The organism is Aeromonas sp. D3 (assembly GCF_027705025.1).
GTDB classification, from domain to species: domain Bacteria; phylum Pseudomonadota; class Gammaproteobacteria; order Enterobacterales; family Aeromonadaceae; genus Aeromonas; species Aeromonas salmonicida.
This window is the reverse complement of the sequence record NZ_JAPDBE010000007.1, coordinates 91,062-110,483: the sequence shown is the minus strand read 5'-3', so window position 1 is coordinate 110,483 and position 19,422 is coordinate 91,062. Positions and strand designations below refer to the sequence as shown.

The 19,422-nt window shown below is 54.3% G+C and carries 18 protein-coding genes and 1 CRISPR repeat array (1 of these 19 cut by a window edge); of the genes, 13 read left to right on the top strand and 5 right to left on the bottom strand.

Going from position 1 to position 19,422, the window contains the following annotated elements; translation table 11 throughout:
* Positions 1–88 precede the first annotated feature (88 nt).
* Positions 89–874 carry a metallophosphoesterase gene (locus OKC28_RS06815; protein ID WP_256688205.1) on the top strand — a complete coding sequence of 262 codons (786 nt, stop codon included), beginning with the start codon at positions 89–91 and terminating at the stop codon, positions 872–874.
* A gap of 491 nt (positions 875–1,365) precedes the next feature.
* Here OKC28_RS06815 and OKC28_RS06810 read toward each other — a convergent pair whose 3' ends face one another.
* The 5 genes from OKC28_RS06810 to OKC28_RS06790 all read right to left on the bottom strand — a co-directional run bounded on the left by OKC28_RS06810 (position 1,366) and on the right by OKC28_RS06790 (position 5,497).
* Positions 1,366–2,010 (bottom strand): ADP-ribosylglycohydrolase, encoded by a 645-nt coding sequence (locus OKC28_RS06810; protein WP_270688355.1) that lies wholly within the window; start codon positions 2,008–2,010, stop codon positions 1,366–1,368.
* 148 nt (positions 2,011–2,158) lie between these two features.
* On the bottom strand, positions 2,159–2,896 hold the full coding sequence (locus OKC28_RS06805; protein ID WP_270688368.1) for a PP2C family serine/threonine-protein phosphatase: 738 nt from the start codon (positions 2,894–2,896) through the stop codon (positions 2,159–2,161).
* Between the two features lie 181 nt (positions 2,897–3,077).
* Positions 3,078–3,287 (bottom strand): hypothetical protein, encoded by a 210-nt coding sequence (locus OKC28_RS06800; RefSeq protein WP_270688352.1) that lies wholly within the window; start codon positions 3,285–3,287, stop codon positions 3,078–3,080.
* Between the two features lie 45 nt (positions 3,288–3,332).
* Positions 3,333–3,749 (bottom strand): vWA domain-containing protein, encoded by a 417-nt coding sequence (locus OKC28_RS06795; RefSeq protein ID WP_270688350.1) that lies wholly within the window; start codon positions 3,747–3,749, stop codon positions 3,333–3,335.
* A 641-nt stretch (positions 3,750–4,390) separates the two neighbouring features.
* Positions 4,391–5,497, bottom strand: a complete 1,107-nt coding sequence (locus OKC28_RS06790; protein ID WP_270688348.1) for a hypothetical protein — start codon at positions 5,495–5,497, stop codon at positions 4,391–4,393.
* Positions 5,498–5,803: 306 nt separating this feature from the next.
* On the opposite strand from OKC28_RS06790, the gene OKC28_RS06785 reads away from it, so the two are divergent.
* The 12 genes from OKC28_RS06785 to cas2 all read left to right on the top strand — a co-directional run bounded on the left by OKC28_RS06785 (position 5,804) and on the right by cas2 (position 19,067).
* Positions 5,804–7,537 (top strand): Cas10/Cmr2 second palm domain-containing protein, encoded by a 1,734-nt coding sequence (locus tag OKC28_RS06785; RefSeq protein ID WP_265467774.1) that lies wholly within the window; start codon positions 5,804–5,806, stop codon positions 7,535–7,537.
* Complete coding sequence (locus OKC28_RS06780) at positions 7,534–8,121, top strand: RAMP superfamily CRISPR-associated protein (RefSeq protein ID WP_265467775.1); 588 nt, start codon at positions 7,534–7,536, stop codon at positions 8,119–8,121. The genes OKC28_RS06785 and OKC28_RS06780 overlap by 4 nt, the downstream gene beginning before the upstream one ends.
* A gap of 3 nt (positions 8,122–8,124) precedes the next feature.
* Entirely contained in the window at positions 8,125–9,759 is a 1,635-nt protein-coding gene (locus OKC28_RS06775) for a hypothetical protein (RefSeq protein WP_265467776.1), read from the top strand.
* Complete coding sequence (locus tag OKC28_RS06770) at positions 9,756–11,156, top strand: RAMP superfamily CRISPR-associated protein (RefSeq protein ID WP_265467777.1); 1,401 nt, start codon at positions 9,756–9,758, stop codon at positions 11,154–11,156. The genes OKC28_RS06775 and OKC28_RS06770 overlap by 4 nt, the downstream gene beginning before the upstream one ends.
* Positions 11,157–11,162: 6 nt before the next feature.
* Positions 11,163–11,702, top strand: coding sequence for a hypothetical protein (locus OKC28_RS06765; protein WP_265467778.1), 540 nt, complete (start codon positions 11,163–11,165; stop codon positions 11,700–11,702).
* Complete coding sequence (locus OKC28_RS06760) at positions 11,702–13,999, top strand: TIGR03986 family type III CRISPR-associated RAMP protein (RefSeq protein WP_265467779.1); 2,298 nt, start codon at positions 11,702–11,704, stop codon at positions 13,997–13,999. The genes OKC28_RS06765 and OKC28_RS06760 overlap by 1 nt, the downstream gene beginning before the upstream one ends.
* A complete protein-coding gene (gene cas6 / locus OKC28_RS06755; protein WP_265467780.1) occupies positions 13,999–14,871 on the top strand; it encodes a CRISPR system precrRNA processing endoribonuclease RAMP protein Cas6 in 873 nt (290 codons plus the stop codon). Before OKC28_RS06760 ends, cas6 begins: the two co-directional genes overlap by 1 nt.
* A 75-nt stretch (positions 14,872–14,946) precedes the next feature.
* Positions 14,947–16,173 carry a Card1-like endonuclease domain-containing protein gene (locus tag OKC28_RS06750; RefSeq protein ID WP_265467781.1) on the top strand — a complete coding sequence of 409 codons (1,227 nt, stop codon included), beginning with the start codon at positions 14,947–14,949 and terminating at the stop codon, positions 16,171–16,173.
* 11 nt (positions 16,174–16,184) lie between these two features.
* On the top strand, positions 16,185–16,475 hold the full coding sequence (csx16, locus tag OKC28_RS06745) for a CRISPR-associated protein Csx16 (protein WP_265467782.1): 291 nt from the start codon (positions 16,185–16,187) through the stop codon (positions 16,473–16,475).
* 26 nt (positions 16,476–16,501) lie between these two features.
* Positions 16,502–17,812, top strand: a complete 1,311-nt coding sequence (gene csm6 / locus OKC28_RS06740; protein ID WP_265467783.1) for a CRISPR-associated ring nuclease Csm6 — start codon at positions 16,502–16,504, stop codon at positions 17,810–17,812.
* Between the two features lie 75 nt (positions 17,813–17,887).
* On the top strand, positions 17,888–18,778 hold the full coding sequence (cas1, locus tag OKC28_RS06735) for a CRISPR-associated endonuclease Cas1 (RefSeq protein WP_265467784.1): 891 nt from the start codon (positions 17,888–17,890) through the stop codon (positions 18,776–18,778).
* The gene (gene cas2 / locus OKC28_RS06730; protein ID WP_265467785.1) at positions 18,768–19,067 is read left to right on the top strand and encodes a CRISPR-associated endonuclease Cas2; all 300 of its coding nucleotides are present in this window, start codon (positions 18,768–18,770) and stop codon (positions 19,065–19,067) included. The genes cas1 and cas2 overlap by 11 nt, the downstream gene beginning before the upstream one ends.
* 224 nt (positions 19,068–19,291) lie before the next feature.
* Positions 19,292–19,422: a CRISPR direct-repeat array (repeat unit 38 nt; unit sequence GTCCTACTGGACTACGCCCTGACTAAAGGGATTAAGAC); it runs 1,203 nt beyond the window's last position.

Genomic DNA, 19,422 nt, shown 5'->3' with positions numbered 1-19,422 from the left:
CCATGCTGCACTTATCCACGAGCCCCGGATCCCCCATCGGCCATCTGGTGGCGCCGCGAGCCGGTCACACCAGACAAGGAGGCAAGCCATGAACCCATCCCCGCTGATCAGACGCTTCTCCCGCAATCCTCTGGGGCGGGATCTCGCCGTCGGCGATATCCACGGCTACTTTTCACGGCTGCAAGGGGCGCTGGACCAGGCGGGATTCGACCCCGCTCGGGATCGCCTCTTCTCAGTGGGGGATCTGACGGATCGCGGCCCCGACTGTCCCCAGGTGCTCGAGTGGCTGGCCAAGCCCTGGTTTCACCCTGTCTGTGGCAATCACGACGACTACGTCTGCCGCTACGAGAGCTGCGATCGGGCAAACTGGATCCAGAACGGCGGCGGCTGGTTTCAGCAACTGACCCCGGGCGAGCAGGAGGCATTCGCCGCCCACTACCGCACCCTGCCTATCGCCATCGAAGTGGCCACTCCGGCCGGCCCGGTCGGGCTGCTCCACGCCGATTGCCCCTTCTCCTCCTGGCAGGGGCTGCTGGACACACTGGATGCGGGGGTGAGCGGCGGGAAACTTCGGGCCATCAAGAACGTCAGCCTCTGGTCAAGGCGCCGCATCGAGCGGCTGGACGAGAGCGGTATCGAGGATCTCGTTGCCCTGGTGGTGGGCCACACCCCGGTGAGCATCCCGCTCAGCCTTGGCAATGTGTACTACATAGACACCGGCGGCTGGTATCCCGATGAAGGCGGTTACTTCACCCTGCTGGATCTGCATACCCTGATGCCGGTCGCTCTGGGGCATCCCGATGAGCCACCTGAGCGTGCGATGTTTCACCATGCAATCCGCGATCATGCCGGCCCCTTGATCCGACGCCCTTGAGCGTTCATTAAACCAGCAGCCAGACGAGCTGCCCTTCGTTCTGCCTGCGCTATGGTTTACCATGCAGGCAATTGTGGTGCAGGGCACCGCTCACCCAGGTACTTTGGCGTCGTCGCCATCCCGGACACCCTATCTCGGAACTTATGAGCAAAACAGCACAATCCGGCATTGAGCCCACCTTCTACTTCCACGTTTTGCAATATGTCTTTTTTAGTGGCCTGATTTATAAAGGTTTATGGCTCTAACGCTGATGAGAGTGGTACACAATTGGGACGTGGTGAAATTTGAGGGGCATTGCTACAGATAGTAACACTCTTCGACTGAGCAACTTAACCGACAGGATTTCATCCGTTTTTGCCGTAATAGAGCCAAGCCAGACCCGTCCAGCTGTTTCATATTTGAAACACCACATGCAGAAGTTCGTGGGCATAAACTGCAGAAGTTCATTTTACTATTATGTTTCAATTAGTTGCTGCAGAATTAAAACAACCTCATCCTGGCCTGCAGGGCTCATCCATGTAGAAAGCACCAACTAGCAGACCATAAACCAAGCGCACTCGCTCATCCCGGCCCAGCAATACGCCGAGCAATACCTCGCCGCTTGCCGGATCGTCCCCATGCCAGAAGCACCAGAGGGCCGCTTCTACCACATCCAGCCAGCTGGCATGGCCCAGCTGATTGCGTGACTTGCGCCGCCAGCTGCCCCGCACCACGGCGCCGCTATTTGGAGATGTGACTGCCAGTGCCCTTAGCTCCATGACGCTCGGTGTGAGTCCATCCAGCTTGGCCTGACGACTGCCCCGCCCTCCCCGCAGTAATTTGTCGAGCAACAGCGCCAACAGGCGAAACGCATCCTGATCTTCAAAACGGGCACCTTCTCCCAGCAAGTCGGCAGCACCCGCCATCAGTTGCTCACGCCCCAAGTAGATGGGCTGTGACGTGCAGTCCAGCCGATGTTGCTCGATATGGATGGCCAATGCCGTCACGACCGCCAGCGGTGATCTCTCACACTCTTGACGAGACACCTCCTTGCCAAGCACAGAGGTCAGCTCAGTGACTCGCTCGGCTGACAGCAGATAATAGATCCCCCTGATCAGGGGCATAGCCAGCTGATCCGATCCCGGCGTCAATGACATGACACTCCAGTGATGATTGATAATGAAGCAAGGTTGGCTCATCAAGATGCCTGGAAACTGCAACAGAGCTCGGCGATAAAGCGCGTCCCGCCACCAGGGAAAAACAGCGCTTGTCTCTTCCCCATCGCAGCAAAAGCAAGCTGGTCTATCAGACGGTCTTAACACCCGGGGCAACCAGCAAGGCCACCGACTTGTCATCTCCCGTAGTGCGTCGCCATAGTTCGCTCTGACTAAGGCACTCATAGAGTTCGCGTTCAGCCACCTTCTGCTCAACCCACTGATCGAGCATGGGGGCAAAACGTCTCTCTGCGCAGCTATAGAGCCGTTCGGCAGCCCCGTCACTCATCGCGACAACCGCCTCTACCCTGCCTGCTGGCACCACTCCCCAACTGACTTGGGCAAAACCCAACTGCGGATCGATGAACGCAGTCTGATTGGCAAACTCCCCCTTGTTCGCCTGGCCCAGCTGACGCCAGGACGCTTCAGCGTAACCCCGCTCCCGTAATGCCAACAGGCCATCGCCAACTTGCAGCCAGAACAGGGTGTGTTTGCCTGCTACTGCTAACAGCAAGGTGGCACGAAAATCATCGCCACTGCGCCGACCGGCTGCGGCCAGATCGGCATTGATCCCCTTGGCATGCCGTACCAACAACATGGCAAGTTGCGCCAGCTCAGCAGGCTGTTCTTCCTCATCAAGCCACTTGGCCAAACAAGGCTCCAGCGAGATCAGCAGCCTCCTTACTCCCTCGCTTAACGCCCGGGCCCCCAACTCGGCGCACGGGACCGATCCTGCCCCGTCGCACAGTACCAGCAACGGCCGTCCCTGACAGTGGATAACCCCATGATCCTGACAGGGAAAACCATGCTGCAGATGGCGGTAACCCACCGCCTGGCTAGCCACCCCATGCCAATCCGAGAGTCCCAGCGGCGCTGTTGACAACTACTCAAGATAACGAGGCAGCTGAGCCAGCAGGGGATGATAATAAGACACCACCGTCATAACAGGCTCCTCGATGGCTAAATGGGGGGCTTGCGCCCCATGCAAAGCGTTCTCTACCGGTCTCCTGTTACACATCGATACTGTCCCAGCCTGAGGTGGCTGGCAGTTGCACCTTGTCACCGGGGATAGATGCGCTCACCCGCTGCATGCTTTGGGAGAGCCACATAAAAAACTCGGTAAAGCGCAATCTGGCCAAACGCTTGGGTGGCAACAGGGCGCAACGCGACAGCTCACCGATATCCGCCTCGGCACCGATGGCAACACAGAGCACCACCATCTTCTTCGCCTGGGCCAGCGCCCTGAGCTCAGCCGCCCGTACCGGCTAACCACTGTCAGTGGGCACCCCGTCACTCATGATCACCATCCACGGCTGGTAATAGCTCACCCCCGCCTGTTGATAAGCCTGCTTGCGCTGCGCCAATCGCTCGATGCCGAGGGCAATCGCCTCTCCCAGTGGCGTCACTCCATCAGTCACCAGAGCCGGGCGCGAATCGAATTCGGCGACCGAGGCCAATGGCTGAAGCTCCTGTACCTGGCCCCCAAAGCTGATAATCCCCAGCTCCACCGAACTGGCGACCACCTCATCACCCTGCAGCTCGGCGATAAATTGCCCGACCCCATCCCCCAGCTCGGCAATAGGGCGTCCTTGCATCGACCCGGAGGTGTCGAGCAGCAACATACAGGGGCAACGCGGGGCGGGATTGGTGAGCAGACTCTGCTCGAGATGGGCAAGTTCCATCGTCTTCTCTCCTGTGACAAAGCCGGATTGGCTGACGGAAGAGATAATGGCAGCGTTCAAAGGGAAACGGATTAACACCAACTGGTAAGAAAACGAGCCAAACACCACAAACGAAACCGAATTGTCAACACAAAAGATTCTTGGATAACATTCCACTACTTTAAAAAATAGGTGAATTTAAATGTCCTATTAAATTAATACGTTAATAACGCATATCATAATCCTGGTCTGAAATATGCTTAAATGACGTTTTTTATCCCAAGACCTATTCACTGCAGTGGATAAGTTGCATCAATAAAAACAATGAGTTATAAACTGTTTCGGGTCCTACTGGACTACACCCTGACTAAAGGGATTAAGACCCTTTGTTTGGTTCATCACCAACATGACAACTACGTCCTACTGGACTACACCCTGACTAAAGGGATTAAGACCCGGTCATCTTGAAGGTATCCTGGGTCAGGTGCTGTCCTACTGGACTACGCCCTGGCTAAAGGGATTAAGACCGATAGTTGGTGTTCAGTTGCGGCAGGAAGCTCAGGTCCTACTGGACCACGCCCTGACTAAAGGGATTGGCTGATTGGCAAAAGCAAAACGCCCCACCCGGTGATCACCGGGCGGGTCGTTTTGTTATCCTGCGGCTATTTAGCGTGGGGCAGGCTGGCCACCTTGGCCTGCACCGGCCACAGTTCATCGCTGAGATGGCCCTGATGGATGCTCCAGCCATACTGTCGCAACCGGGTCGCCAGCTCTGTCAGGGGAACCCGCTCGGCCGGTTGGGTCACGCCAACACCGAAGGTCTGCAAAAAGATGGTTTTGAGCTGGTAGGTGAGATGGCTCCACCAGTTATACCAAGGACCCAGCGGCACAGCCCCCTGACTGCCGGGCCGGATCGACTGGCCATAGGGGAAGTGGCTCTGACGGATATTGCCGGCCACCCGGCTCCCCCCCACATGTTCGAAGGGGTGACGCCCGCTCATCAGCACCATAAACACCAGCACGGTGAGCGAGAAGGTGTCGCTCTCTGGTGTACGCTGCACCGAGGCGAGATCCTGACCCTGATGTTCCGGGGAGATCATGCTCTCCTGCCCCACCGGACAGGGGTAACGGGTGTTATCCAGTGTCAGTTGAAAACTGTCACAATCGATCAGCCAGAAGCGACCATTGGCCATATCCAGCAAAAAATTGTCCAGATTGATATCCCCCAAACAGATCTGATGACGATGCAGCACCTTTACTGTCTCTATCAGATCGCACAACGCAGTGGCCAGCAGGGCACGCCCCAGACCGGGAAAGTCGCGACGCACCAGTGCCGGATTGCGAAAACCACGGATGGGCCGCCCCTGCGCCCATCGCATGGCATACCCCAACCAGTTCCCCTGGCCATCAAACACCGCTAACTGGGGCCAGGCGAGCGGTAACTGGCTCAGCTCGGGAATGCGCTGGCGCAAGATGATCGCCGCCTCTATCTTCGCTTTCAACCTGATCCCCGTTTGCGCCAGCTTGGCCGGGTGGTAGATCTTTACCAGCACATTGGGCCTGCCTGCCAGCGGATAGACACTCCCCTCCCCGCCCTTGGCCAGCAGTGGCCACAGGGCGACTGCCCTGCCGGTGGCATCGAATACCTGCCGGTGCTGCCCTTCTTCACGGCAGGCCCCCCTTGTCGGCAACGCCACCCGAGCTCTCTTGCCGGGCATCGGCCTATCCAGTGCCCCCAGTATCTGATTGAGCCAGCCCTGTGTATCCATCTCTCACCTCGTTGCATTAGATGAAAGGACTTTAGCAATCACTCGGCAACCATTATGAGTGACCAATTAGTCAGAAGATTGATTGACAGACATGATCGTAGGATTGGAAACACGACGCCATTAAATGGGCCAAGAACTGATTCACTTTCCAATTTCGTGATGTTCCGCTCAGATTGATCAACACCGACTGGATGTGTTGGTCAAAAACTTTACAAATTAATTAGTTAGATTAAAAATGGCCGCATTTGAATATTGCAAATGTCTTCAGGTTTCGGCCCTGCTTAATGGAACTCTATAGGATGCCCCATGTTCACTTATCTCTTCGAAGCCAAATCGATACAGTCCTACCTGTTCCGGTCAGGTAAGTTAAAAGATGTAATTTCAGCCAGCGAGCGGTTGGATCGTCTGATTGATAATCACCCAACCTCCGTTCTGGCTCACGTTATCGAACAGTGTGGCCTTGAGTCAGATCTGCTGGCCCCACCTAGCACACAACACGATGAGCAAATCCATTTTGTACGCTGTAAAGGGGGGGCCTTTTATGCGTGGTGTCACAGTAAAGCCCCGCTGTTACAGCTGCGAAGCCTCTGGACGCTGACTGTCCAACAACTGTTTCCTGGTCTGACGTTTTGTGATGCGTTGTGTGAAGACGCTTCTTTACAGAACGCCTTACAACTAGGGCATGTGGCACTGGCAGCGGCACGTAATTTACCGCGCCCTCACTATCCGCTCAGTACAGCGCCTTGCGTTGCCTCACCACGTACCGGATTAGCGGCAGTGCCTCTTTCGACTGCGGCACGGCGCGAAATTGCGCCACAGGCTAATGAAAGTGAACAGCACATTGATCTCGATACTGAATTACATCGGCAGTGCTATCGCTTTCTAGGATTACGTGACTCACTGTTACTGCAAAAATTCAGTATCAATACTGATCTGCCCGCCGATCTGCAATTCCCTCTGGATACCAGCGCCTTCTACAATGCGCAAACCGAGCAAACCGAGAATGCCGATTTGCGCGATTTGGCGCTCATTCATATTGATGGCAACGGCCTTGGTAAACAGTTAAGAGCCCTGCGCAAGGCCCTTGAAAATCAGCCAGATGATGTATTTTCTACGGCATTTCGCCAATTTTCAGATGCATTAGCTAAGGCCACAGAGCTTGCCGCGGCAGAAGCCACGCAATGGCTCTATCAAACACAGCTAAAAAAAGCATCAGTCACATACCTCGCTATGCGCCCATTGGTGCTAGGAGGCGATGATATTACGCTGCTGTGCCGCGCGGATTTAGCCTTAGGTTATGCCACGCGTTTTTGCCGCGCTTTCCGTAAGTACTCTGCAGAGCAGCTCAAAGGTTTACATACTCGCTACCTTAAAGGCAACGCAGATTTGCTGCCTTACTTGACCGCCAGTGGCGGCATTTTGTACCACAAAGCCAATCACCCTTTCATGCTGTGTCATCACTTGGTTGAAGGGCTATGCAGTGAAGCTAAAACCGTGACTAAAGCAACCCCTACGGTACTTCCGGCTGCGTTGAGTTTTTATCGCATCAGTAAAGCACTGGCAGAAGATATTCGCGTATTGCGTGGGCAATCTCAGCAATGGCTCTGGAAAGGTAAGCCGCTACAAGGTGCGCTGCCAGGTTATCTGATCACTGACAACGAAGATCAATTTAACTCCAGTTTAGCGGGGCCATCATTAATTGAACTTGAACGTATGCGTCAGTTCTTGAGCCAAAAAGTGAAGGGTAACGCGCCGTTGCCGTTGTCTATCAACAAATTCCGGCAAATGGCCACAGAGCTAAGTCGCGATAACAGCGATGAAGCCATGCGGATCTATGATCGCGCCCTGGGCCAACTCACGCCGACTCAGCGCATCGAGTGGGATAAACACTTGGTGTCATTGATGCCTGCAGCGCAGCACGCAGAGCCAAACTGGTTCTGGTCTCAAACCGATGATATGGGTGAAACCCGATATCACAGCTGGATTGTCGATTTACTGGTTTATGAACACTTCATGCCAGAGCAGGAGGGTTGCCAATGAGTTCGCTGCATTTTTGCCTCAAATTTGATCTGCGCAGTGAATGGCATGTGGGTACCGGCCGTGAAGGCGGTGCCTATGCCGATAGTTTGGTCTTAAAAGGCCAGCACGCCCTGCCCGTGCTCAGTGGAAAAAGTATCAAGGGGTTATTGCGCCAAGCCTTTCGTGAAGCCTCTGAGCTGCAATGGCTTGAAGGTGCCGATACTCACACCTTAACGCAACTGTTTGGTTGCGAAGGTACGTACGCACAAGCCCAAGGGGCGCTGCGCATCAGCAGTGCCACATTAAGCCCCACCGAAATTTCCTATTTCAACGCAAATCCAAAAGATAAAGAGCACCTTTATTTAGTGCGCCACGCCACCGCAATTGATAGCCACACGGGTGCGGCTAAAGAGGGGTCATTACGAGCAATGGAAACCGTCGTACCGTTAGCTCTGCATGCCCATCTCGAGCTCAATACCACCTCTGCAGAAATACAGCAGCAGTTTGCACATTGGCTTTCTAGTGTGCTTCCGCTGATTAATTCCGTCGGGGGGAAACGCCGTCGTGGCCTCGGTGATGTGATTGTGACGGTAGAGGAGCAATAACTGATGCGTATTTTTTATACCCTAACCACGCTCGAACCTGTGATCATTAGCCGCAGTTCTGCAACCACACAGCACCAAACGTTGGATCATATTCCGGGTAGTGCATTACTCGGAGCAGTGGCCAGTAAACTGTATCCACAACTGAGCACAGAAGACGCGTTTACACTGTTTCACTCCGGTGAATGCCGCTTTTCCCCCGCCTACACAGTGGTAACCGGTTCGGATAATCCACAGTACGGTGAAATTGCCTTACCCGCGCCTGCCAGTTGGCACACCCCAAAAGGGGATAAAAAAGACCTGACTAACCATGCGGCTCGCCGTTTTGCGCGTGATGAATTAACCCAGTACCAGCAAATACGCCAAGGTTTTATCTCTTCGGCGCGCACCTTACAGTATGCCGCCGATATCCGTACCGGCCTAACCGCCCGTACGGCATTAGACAGTGAAACTCAGCGCGCTAAAGAAGGGCAGCTGTTTCAATATGCCTTCATCCAAGCCGAACAAACATTTGCCGGCTGGATTGATTGCGCAGAACCTGCGCTTGCTGCATTACTCCAACAAACTCTGCACGGTGAGTTCGTTTTAGGGCGCTCACGAAACAGTGAGTTTGGCAAAGTCAGCCTGAACGTGTATCAAACACAGCCACAGCCACAGCCAACGGTGACTCACGGTAAAGAGTTGGTGATCTGGTGTTTAAGTGATGTGGCTTGTTTAGATGCCTTGGGCCAACCAACCCTCACCCCAAGTGCACAAGATTTACACCCTGAGCTGTGTGGCGAGCTCGACCCAACACGTACCTTTATTCGTAGTCGCCGTGTCCGCCGCTTTAACCGCGCAAGAGGTGGATTAAATAGCGAACAACTATTAATTGCAGCCGGTAGCGTACTGACTTACCAGTTACAAGATGCGCCAACAGAGCAGGCCCTACAAGCCTTAACGGAGCAAGGTTGTGGCTTCGCCAGAGAGCAAGGCTTAGGCTGGGTCATGATTAACCCCGCATGGGCAAACCAAGTAACACCTGGTACTGGTGCTAGCGAATTGTTTACGCCGTTTGCCGTGACATTGCCACAGCCGACCGCTCTACATGAAACGCCGACCAACCACGCAACATCTAGCCCACTGATGGCATGGGTGCAAAGCAAGCAGGCAAAGCAAACTCGCACTATTGAACGCAAAACGCGTTGCCAATCCATGCACCACCACATTGCCGATGCATACCAGACTCTGCGCCGCTATCACCGCACACCACCGACTTATCAGGCCGGACCTAGCAGCAGCCAGTGGCGTCGTTTAGCCGATCTTGCTCGCTCATCGCATGTCGATCGAGCCCAGCACCACGGCATTCTCGATTGGCGACGCGCTGCCTTTGAGGCAGAAGGTGCCATCTGTAAATCCACCAACGACCCGAGCGGTTGGGGAATCGAATGGCCAGAAGGTGATCGATTAGTCACCTTTGCACAACAGTTCGATGCGGCAATAACACGTCACCAAATGGATCTTGATGATCTACGTTTACTGCTTGAAGAGTTATGCCGTTACGATCTGTCAACAGATGAAGGTCTGCGCGCCTACCGTAAAAAATATGCGGCCAACAATGCTACCCATAATGCAGACAACCAGCAGGAGGTCGGACAATGAAACGTCTTTGGTTAGCCAGACTACTTTTTGAAACCCGTTCACCGCTTGCTATCCATTCTGGTGACCGCGATACCGGTTTTGATCAACAGTTAGTGCGTGATGCCAACGGGCTGCCCTATATTCCTGCCACCAGCTTCACTGGCGTATGGCGTCAAAAAGCCACACAACAGTTGGGCATACCACAGGAGCTTGGTCAGCCAATTGCCGATTACTGGTTTGGCACCACCGATAATGAATCCGCACAGCTTTCGGTACATCACGGCTTGTTACTGAACAGCCAAGGTAAACCGGTTCAAGGCTTGATGACAGAGCAAGACATTCATCAAGACCCTCTACTTAGCCGCTTATACCAAGCCAACCCGTTACACCGTGAACGCGTTCGGATCAACGATAGAGGCTGCGCTGCTGATAAGGGGAAATTTGATACCGTATTACTGCCGCGCGGATTACGTTTTGTCGTCGATATTCGTTGGATGCAATGCGACGAGTCACCCGAGCGTGAAGCGCAGTGGCATGCATTACTGGCACTGTTAACTGATCCTGCCTTTGCGCTCGGCACATCAACCCGTAATGGGTTAGGCAAATTAGGCTTAGTCAGCAGTGAGATCACCCCGTTGACATTGCAAGGCCAGCCACAGGTGGGCGCACAAATGCTGCGTTTTGCCCAGCGAGATACCTTACCGCAAGGCCAAGCTTTGTCACCCTCAGATGCCACACCTTTTGCTCGCCTCGGCGTCACAGCGCTCGGCGGCTGGCGTGCAGGGAGTGGCGCTCGCCCAATCGGGGCCGATACCACAGAACATACTGACACCTTCACTTTCACTGAAACTGCTGTTCAATGGCAAAAACAGCAAGCCACGTGGTGCGATAAACCTCAAGCGGTGCTCTGTGGTAGCAGCATTAAAGGCATTCTCGCGCACCGTACCGCGTACCACTTGCGCCGACTTAGCGGTGACTTTGCCGAACAGCTTACCGCCACCGATAGCAAGATCTGGGAAAGCCGCCCAGTTGCACTGGCTGAATTGTTTGGTAGCGAAAATAGCGATGCCCCCTTCGCTGGCCGACTGATTGTTGATGACTGCGTGATTTTGCAACCACATCCCCTGCATCGCACGCATACCAGCATTGATCGCTTTACCGGAGGGGTTCGTCAGGGACGATTATTTAGTGAAGAGATTTTGTGGCAACCGGAAATAACGCTTACATTGCACGTTCTGCCGGGTAAACCGTTATCCCCTCAGGTACAACAAGCCCTCGAGGAAACGCTCAATGATCTCAAAGATGGCTTATTGCCATTAGGCGCAGCCAGTGGGCGAGGCTTATCTCTGGTGATGCATCAGCCACATCAACCGTGGGAAATCGACTTTGCGCAATTAACTGGCAGCGGCAAGGAGTAAATACACATGCAAGCAGCTTCCTCATTGAAAACCTATAACTCGCTAGCGCAATGCAGCCAGCAGCAACCGGAGGTCCTCGGTTGCCAACTGCCAACGCTCACCCGCGGGCATCTGCAAATTGAAAGCCGCCGTGACCAACGTGAAGAATTAAGCGCCTTATTGGCAAAATGGCAGCAGGCTGAAGGTTGGTATCAAACCGCCAGCCAATTAGCTCTGGGCTTACCAACCCACACAGCTTATCTGCTAGAAGGCCAATGGCACCAGAACGGAAACAGCCTGCATATTCAGCACGAGTTCGGTACGACCTATCGGATCACCTTGTTGAATAGCCTTGGTTTTAATGGCAATAGCAATAGTCATGGCAACAGCTCGCTCATTCAAGCTTACCGTGAGCAGCGTCTGGTTTTACGCCAAGATCTGCCGCACGCCCAAGGCCGAGAGCTCGTCTACCGCCTTTGGTGGCAGCAAGGACAAACCGCCACAACAGAAGGCCTGTGGCAACCGCTGGTACAACAGTTCACAGGCTTTGCGCAAGGAGATAAATAATGACGCAGGTTCATGCCCCTTACCACTTTGTTCCGTTATCACAGTGGGTTTACTCACCTGACTGGGCACATCTGGTCAGCCATGACCATCCTCTGCAAGAGGGGGTTGATGGCATTATCGACTTCGATCTGACTAACCTGACCCCACTTTTGGTAGGCGCTGGCAGTTATCGCACTCATGAACATCATCCGGCACATGTCCGCTGGGCGCGCGACCCTCAGGGTAATCCCATTATTCCTGGCAGTAGTCTCAAAGGCATGTTGCGTAATGTGTTGGAAATTGCCAGTTTTGCCAAGTTTAGCGAAACCGACGATCCACAATTTTCGTTTCGTGATATCTCTAACGCTGAAACGGCCTACAGTAAAACGCTACAAGAATCTGATCTGCAAGCTGGCTGGTTAAAATACAACGCCGAAAGCAAGGCGTGGTTGTTCACCCCTTGTCAGCATACTGTGCTCTTTAGCGATGATATTGAACGCTTTACCAAAGTAAAAATCCCCAATGTCAGTCACCTTGGTGCATTGGAAAAATATCAAGCGTTCAAGAAAAACTGGCCAGCTAACACTCTGCCATTTAGCCTGAGTGAGCGCACATTAATAGGAACGAAGGGAAAGCCTGTTACGGTGACCTGCGCGAAATTAGAGAGCGCCGCAGAGCTGGACGGTTATCCGGTTTTTGTCGGCTATCGTCCGGGTAAAAAAGAGTATCAAAATGAGCGATTGAACTTTCACTACCTATTCTACCGTGCAGGTAACGAAAGCCAACGTTGGGATTCGACAGAAGACACCTTACGCATTAGCCGTATGTTTGCCGCACACAATGAACAGTTAGTGAACTACCTCAAACACACTGCCTACCCGAGTATGGGTATCCCACTTTTTGTGCGAAAACATAAGCAAAGTGGAAAAATACTGGCCATGGGGTTGGCAAAAATGCCACGTATGCCATACGAAAAGAGTGTGGGAGATCTACTCTCGCAGCAACAAAAAGCCCTAAATAGCGCCAGCATTTTTGACCTGCCCGGGCTGATGTTTGGCATGTTATCGCACCCAGGCTTCTCATTAAAAAGCCGAGTGGCCATTGGCGATGCGCTGTGCCTAGAAAATAAAGGCACAACAACATCAACGCCTGTGATTTTAGGGCAACCGAGAGCCAGTTATCTGAATGCGTATCTGGAGCAGAGCCAGCAACAAGATCAGGTCAGTGAGCTAAAAGGCTATACAACAGGCAACAAAATTGCCGGTTGGAAACGCTATCCTGCTCAAAATGCGTTCAACGCACATCTCCCCGCGGATTTACAAAACAAGACCAGCGTACAAAGCACGCTAGAGCTGATGCAACCTGGCAGCCGCTTCACTGGGCGCATTGTGTTTCATAACCTAAAACCAGTAGAGCTCGGGGCACTGCTCTGGGCTATTACTCCAACACGCAATGAGCAAGATATTGCGCATTTTTGTCATGGTTTGGGGCATGGTAAATCATTGGGGGCAGGCGCAGTGCAACTCACTGCCCGTTTAGCGCATACACGTGGTCTTGAGAGCCACCATACTGTCGAAAACTTGCGTAGCCTCTTTGTTGAGCATATGAATCAGGTATACCCTTCAGCCACAAAATGGCAAGACAGCCCACAAGTGCGCCATTTACTGGCCTTTGGTGACAAACAGGATAACGAAGGTAAAAACCTCACCTACATGCCATTAACTAGCGGTAAATTCAGTGATGCGATGTCATACACTGACTCGCAAAAAGGCCGTATTAAATCGCTGTTACCGGCATGGCAACAAAACGGGGAAAAACTCAATCGTAGTGAGTCGTTAACTAACCCGGTAACGCCGATCGGTCAAGGCCGTTTAGCCGCATTGCTACAAGCCCTGCCACAAGACGAATTGTCTCAATTCGAAAAAGAGAGCCTAGAGCAAATGCAACAAGCGCAAGCGCACGCTAAAGAGCAAGCCTTGTTTGATGCCGCATCAGAGCCTTTCCAAGTCTGCTTGCGTATACAACAACGTTTAAGGCCTTACAAAGGCCAAACCACGCAAGATGCCAACAACCAGCGAGAGGGGGCCGCGGGCGAGATTGACCGCCTGCTGGATATGGTAAGCAACGATAGCAACGTTAGCCCCCATGAATGGAAACATATCCTAGCTTTTGCGCTGGATATGGTTTTTAGCGGCTATTTCGATACCACAGTGAAACCAAAAGAGCTCAGCAAGAAAGCAAAAGAAAAATATCTCCTGCGAAAGCAGCGATTGACTACCTTGCAGCAACGGTTTTGCGCCACTGAGGTGCTGGCTTGATGTTGCCTCAAGAGATCTATGAAGTCACCGAGCGGTTTTCCTATCTCAGATTACGTTTCTTTATTCGCCTGCAACAGGATGGCCGTCTCCCCCCTTTCAAGGGGTCGCTTTGGCATGGCTGGCTGGGTCATATGATAAAGGGGGCCCCCCCCCTTTATCAGCTTTTGTACGGCAATCATGCCGTTCAACAACCCAAACCCTACCAAATTCAAACCGATGGCAATCGGCAAGAACTGTGGCAACAAGACGATATTGTCTCATTTGACCTAGTCTTGTTGGGTGCTGCCTGTCAGGCAGCAGAACAGCTGGTCGCCTGCCTCGGCCGTTCACCATGCCTGCCACTGGGAGCACAAAAGATCCCGGTCACCATTCACAGTATCGCTACAGTCACTCCCTTTGGTCTTCACCCTGGCATCCACATTGGGCAACTGTATCACTGGTTACAACCACAGCCGGTTTCAATCTGGCATGAAGTAGCCCTGCAACTGGAGAGTCCATTGCGGATGAAATATCAGGGCAACATTGTCAAAAAAATCCCTCTACCCTTGCCATTTTTACTCGCACAGATCGCTCGTCGCTTGGCTTTACTCACCCACTACTGGGTGGATGAAAGTGAACATCTGTTATCCACCATACCACTAGCTATCCCCTCACTGGGTGAGTATCAGCAACAAGGCACCTGTGTTCGTTTTGAAGATTGGCAGCGCTTCTCGGTACGCCAAGGCGAACAACTTCCGTTTGGGGGTCTTATCGGTCAACTCTGTTATCAAGGCGACATTGCGCCTGCAATACCTTGGTTACAAATCGGCCAACAGCTCCAGGTCGGTGGCAAAACCACATTTGGACTCGGGTGCTATCGCTTAATCGCCTGATCCCACCAATTGGCCAGCGTCAGCGGGAATGTTTGCTGGCGCATAATGGCAACCATTCAAGCTCAAGGAGTTCCCATGCAGACTATACATATCAATCTGGTCTCCGATCAGTTGCTGCCCAATCTGATCCCGGCCTTTGCCGATGAAGAGTGTCGGGGAGTCGTGCTGGTACTGGGCGACAATACCCTGCGCGACAAGGCCGACAACCTGACCCGTCTCTATCAGGGGCATGGACTACCGACCCTCAGGATCAGCGAAGGGCGTAGCAGTCACCGCCCGGTACAACTACAACAGCAAGCCAGGGAGCTAATCGACTGGTTGGCAACCCACCACGGCGACAAACGCTGGATACTGAACGCCACCTGTGGCACCAAGCCGATGGCGCTGGTCTTTGCCAACGCCTTCAACCGCTTTAACAGCGAGAATCCCGAAAGCGCCAGCGGCGGCATTCCCCGCGCCCTGATCTTTTATACCGACAGCCAAAACCGCGAGATCCTGCTGCTCAACGACGGGGTAGATTACGCCCTGGATTGGCCAGCCGCGCTATCTATGGACGCGATGCTGGCCGCCAACGGTTTTGAACGTCAAACCTGGATAGGCCCGCACAATGATAACGAGATCCGGGCTCGCACCGAGCTGACCCGTTATCTGGGCAAGCAGTTTCAGGGACCCTGTCAGGGGATGCAAAGTGGTTTGCAAGGGATGGCTGCCGACGCCTGTAAGAATTTTCCCCAACAGCAGGAACAAAGCATGCCAAGCGTGCCCTTTGGGCCCTATGCTGCGCTCTATCAGCGACTGGTCGAGGCAAATTTGCTGCACTGGGATGGTTGTAGCCGGCAGATCCGCTTTGCCAGCGAAGACGCCTGTCGCTATCTGGCCGGTCGCTGGCTCGAGGAGCTGACCTACCTCACCGCACAGGAGTGCGGCTTTAGCGAGGTGGCCATGAGTGTCGAAGGTGAGTGGCAGACCGAAGCGCTCCGGCAACAGAGTGTTCGCGGTAAAAACAACGAATTCGATGTGCTGATCTGTCACAACAACCAGCTGCTCACCATCGAATGCAAGGCCAAGTACTGGGGAGATCACCAGCAGGGAGAGAGCACCAATCAGGATGTGGTACTCAAGCTCGAGAGCCTGGGACGCAAACTGGGGGGACTGTTTGGCGAGCGCCTGCTGATCAGCGCCCGCCCCTTGCCGGACGAAATGGTGCAGCGAGCAAAGGATAACCGTATCGAAATCTGCGACAGGGCGGATGGCCAGGCAATCCGAACCACCTTGCAGAGTTACTTCAACAAGATGCAATAAGCGAGGGCCTCATGAACTACCTTATCAGCCGTCACCCCGGTGCCATCGCGTGGTGTCAGCGCCAGCCGCTGGTCATCGATGTCATCTTGCCCCACCTCGATCCGGTGTTTATCTGCACCGGCGATTGGGTGATCGGTACTCTGCCACTGCCGATGGTGGCAGAGGTGCAACGGTTCGGTGCACGCTATCTGCACCTGTCGGTGCCCGTTCCCCCCGAACTGCGGGGTCAGGAACTGAGCGCAGACCAACTGGAACAACTGGGTGCTTCCCTGATCGAATATCGGGTCGAGGCACTGGCTTGAATCACACGACTCATCAAGGAATCGCTATGAAACACACACTGCTGGCTGTCTCGGGCATGACCCCGCAAATCATCACCGAGACCCTCTATGGTATCTATCGCCAGGATCCCGCCAAATACCCCTCTCGCATCGAGGTGATCACCACCGGCGAGGGCCGGGAGCGGCTGGTCAAAAACCTGTTTGGGGATGACAACCCGCTGATCCGGCTGCAACAGGACTATCAGCTGCCACCGATCACTTTTGACCTGGCCGACATCAAGGTGCCTTGCGGTGACGATGGCCTGCCCCTCGCGGATGTGCGCAGCGAACGTGAACAAGAGATCATCACCGATTTCATCACCCGCCATGTGCGCGCCCTCACCGCCGATCCGGATCTGGCAATTCACGCCTCGCTGGCCGGTGGGCGCAAAACCATGGGATTTGCCCTGGGGTATGCCATGAGCCTGTTTGGCCGCCCACAAGATTGTCTGAGCCATGTGCTGGTGAGCGATCCCTATGAACGGGTGCCCGATTTTTACTACCCGACCCCGACCCCGGTCTGGCGGGCCGATGCCAAGAAAGAGGGGCAACATGACCTGAGCCAGGCCGCAGTGACCCTGGCCACCATCCCCTTGGTGCTGATGCGAGAGGAGATGCCAACCGACCTGATCAGCCGGGATGAACTCAGCTACACCCAGACGGTGGAACGGATCAACCGGGCCAATGCCCTCACCTTTGAGAGCGCCAGCGTCACCCTCGATTTTGACCATATGAGCCTCTGGTGTGATGGCATCGAAGTGCCGCTGAAACCGGATTGCTTTGCCTTCTATAGCTGGCTGGCCCAAGACAGCAAGGAGAACCCGGGCGAAGGGCTGGATGCACCGCGCGAAGGGATGAAAGAGCGAGAGCTTGACGGACGCCTGGCCGCCTTCTTCCGAGGGGCAATTCATCCCGCTACTCCGGTGGATGACAAGATCTCACTCGGAGATCTCTTTGAACTGGCCACCGATGCCGTCTCTCGCATGTGTCAAAGAGAAGAGGAGCGTTTTAACGCTGGCAATATACCCGATGCCAAGCGGGTATATCGCAATCGATGGTTGCTGCAAGAAAACAGCACCACCCAGTTTTTATACGCCGAACGCCACCCGCGCGACTTGGCAACCCTGCTCAAGAACCATAAAAACCTCTGGGTTAGACTGCAAAAAGATACCAATGAAGCACTGACTCATGCGCTGGGTCCCCGCCTGGCCAGCTACTACCAGATAGCGACGGTCAGCAGCGTCAAAGAAGCGGGTCAACGCACTCCCTACGAATTCAAGGGGATCAAACTGTTGCCTGGCCATATCCACCTCCGGTAATCCTACCAACTGGTCAACCCGCAAGGGCAGATGGCGGCACACTAGCATGGAACAAATCCCTGCCGGAGCGCCGCCATGACCACCCTGCTACTCGATCACCCCGACTATCAGCTCACCCTGCAAGATGGCTTGCTCCATCTCGCCCACCCTGACCTCCCCTCTCGCCTCTATAGCCTTGGCCAGATCAGCCGCCTGATGGTGGGTCACGGCATCACCCTCTCCAGCGATCTGTTGCTCAAGCTGGCCGAACGGGATATCGACTTTATTGCCATGGGGCGCCGTGGTTGCAGCCACCTCTGCTCGTTGCACCACGCCCCCGACAGCCTGCGCCTGACCCAATATCGCGCCATCACGCAACCGGATTGCCAACAGCTACTGGTAAGACGCCTGCTCAACGCCCGCCGGCATGGGCAAAACCGGGTATTGGCACAACTGGGTGAGCCCGAACTGCCGCCCCTCAAGCCCCTGCGCCATCCCATGCTGGCGGAAGCCGAACTGAGCCAGCGCTACTGGCAGGGGTGGGCCAGGCAACTGGCGGGTTCTGGCTTTGCCACACGCCAGCGCCAACCGCCGCGCGATCCGATCAATGCCCTGCTCTCGCTCACCTCCACCCTGGAGGACAGCGTCCTGCTGCCCCCCCTGCTGGCCGAAGGGTTCGACCCCCAGCTGGGATTGCACCATGTGACCGGCTACCGCCGGCCCAGCCTGCTGCTCGATATCAAGGAGCTGACTCGGGCCGAACTGGAAAGCTGGCTACTGCACCTGTGGCAGAGTCACACCCTGACGGCAAACCACTTCACCACCTCTGATCAAGGCTGTCGCCTGACCCGGGCTGGCCAGCAGATCTTCTACCCCCTCTGGTTTGGCTGGCAGAAAACGCGCAAGCCACGGCTCAGACAACTGGCCCGCGTCTGCCGCAAGGTGCTGGAGCAGACCCTGCAACGGGAGCTCCATCATGACCACTAAACCGCTCTGGCTCATCGGCTATGACATCAGCTGCCCACGACGCCTGCGCCGGATGCAGCGCCGCTGCGCCGACGCCGGCTGGCCCTTGCAAAAATCCCTCTACCTGTTGCCCCTGACCAGTGAGGAGCGGCTCGCCCTGTGTGATGAGCTCAAGGAGCTGATCGATCCGGACCAGGATCGCCTGCTCTGCCTGCCCTTTGCGGTAGCCGAAGGAAGCTTTCATCTGGGCCCCCGTGGCCCTGTACTGCTCTTTCACGACGATCCCCGGCTGGCGGATTACATATTTTGAAAACCACAAATTTCACACTATTGCAAGATAAAAACAAACAAGGCCTCCTATGAGGCCTTTTAAAAACTTACGGAAAATATAACGCCTTTAAAAACAGTAATTTATATAACAACACAAGACAAGTGGTATAGATAATGCTTAAAGTGGTGTTTTTTCATCCACAACCCTGCCCACGCCGGTGGATAAGTTGCATCAATAAAAACAATGGGTTATAAATGGCTTCAGTCCTACTGGACTACGCCCTGACTAAAGGGATTAAGACTGATCTTACTTGCGTTTTCAGAACCGACGTTGATGTCCTACTGGACTACGCCCTGACTAAAGGGATTAAGACCCGGATGGGGTGTCTTTAATC

Bases quoted from the DNA above. Each gene is read 5' to 3' on its own strand.
- OKC28_RS06815 (WP_256688205.1), top strand. From the start codon at position 89: ATGAACCCATCCCCGCTGATCAGACGCTTCTCCCGCAATCCTCTGGGG.
- OKC28_RS06810 (WP_270688355.1), bottom strand. From the start codon at position 2,010: ATGTCATTGACGCCGGGATCGGATCAGCTGGCTATGCCCCTGATCAGG.
- OKC28_RS06800 (WP_270688352.1), bottom strand. From the start codon at position 3,287: ATGGTGGTGCTCTGTGTTGCCATCGGTGCCGAGGCGGATATCGGTGAG.
- OKC28_RS06795 (WP_270688350.1), bottom strand. From the start codon at position 3,749: ATGGAACTTGCCCATCTCGAGCAGAGTCTGCTCACCAATCCCGCCCCG.
- OKC28_RS06790 (WP_270688348.1), bottom strand. From the start codon at position 5,497: ATGGATACACAGGGCTGGCTCAATCAGATACTGGGGGCACTGGATAGG.
- OKC28_RS06785 (WP_265467774.1), top strand. From the start codon at position 5,804: ATGTTCACTTATCTCTTCGAAGCCAAATCGATACAGTCCTACCTGTTC.
- OKC28_RS06780 (WP_265467775.1), top strand. From the start codon at position 7,534: ATGAGTTCGCTGCATTTTTGCCTCAAATTTGATCTGCGCAGTGAATGG.
- OKC28_RS06775 (WP_265467776.1), top strand. From the start codon at position 8,125: ATGCGTATTTTTTATACCCTAACCACGCTCGAACCTGTGATCATTAGC.
- OKC28_RS06770 (WP_265467777.1), top strand. From the start codon at position 9,756: ATGAAACGTCTTTGGTTAGCCAGACTACTTTTTGAAACCCGTTCACCG.
- OKC28_RS06765 (WP_265467778.1), top strand. From the start codon at position 11,163: ATGCAAGCAGCTTCCTCATTGAAAACCTATAACTCGCTAGCGCAATGC.
- OKC28_RS06760 (WP_265467779.1), top strand. From the start codon at position 11,702: ATGACGCAGGTTCATGCCCCTTACCACTTTGTTCCGTTATCACAGTGG.
- cas6 (WP_265467780.1), top strand. From the start codon at position 13,999: ATGTTGCCTCAAGAGATCTATGAAGTCACCGAGCGGTTTTCCTATCTC.
- OKC28_RS06750 (WP_265467781.1), top strand. From the start codon at position 14,947: ATGCAGACTATACATATCAATCTGGTCTCCGATCAGTTGCTGCCCAAT.
- csx16 (WP_265467782.1), top strand. From the start codon at position 16,185: ATGAACTACCTTATCAGCCGTCACCCCGGTGCCATCGCGTGGTGTCAG.
- csm6 (WP_265467783.1), top strand. From the start codon at position 16,502: ATGAAACACACACTGCTGGCTGTCTCGGGCATGACCCCGCAAATCATC.
- cas1 (WP_265467784.1), top strand. From the start codon at position 17,888: ATGACCACCCTGCTACTCGATCACCCCGACTATCAGCTCACCCTGCAA.
- cas2 (WP_265467785.1), top strand. From the start codon at position 18,768: ATGACCACTAAACCGCTCTGGCTCATCGGCTATGACATCAGCTGCCCA.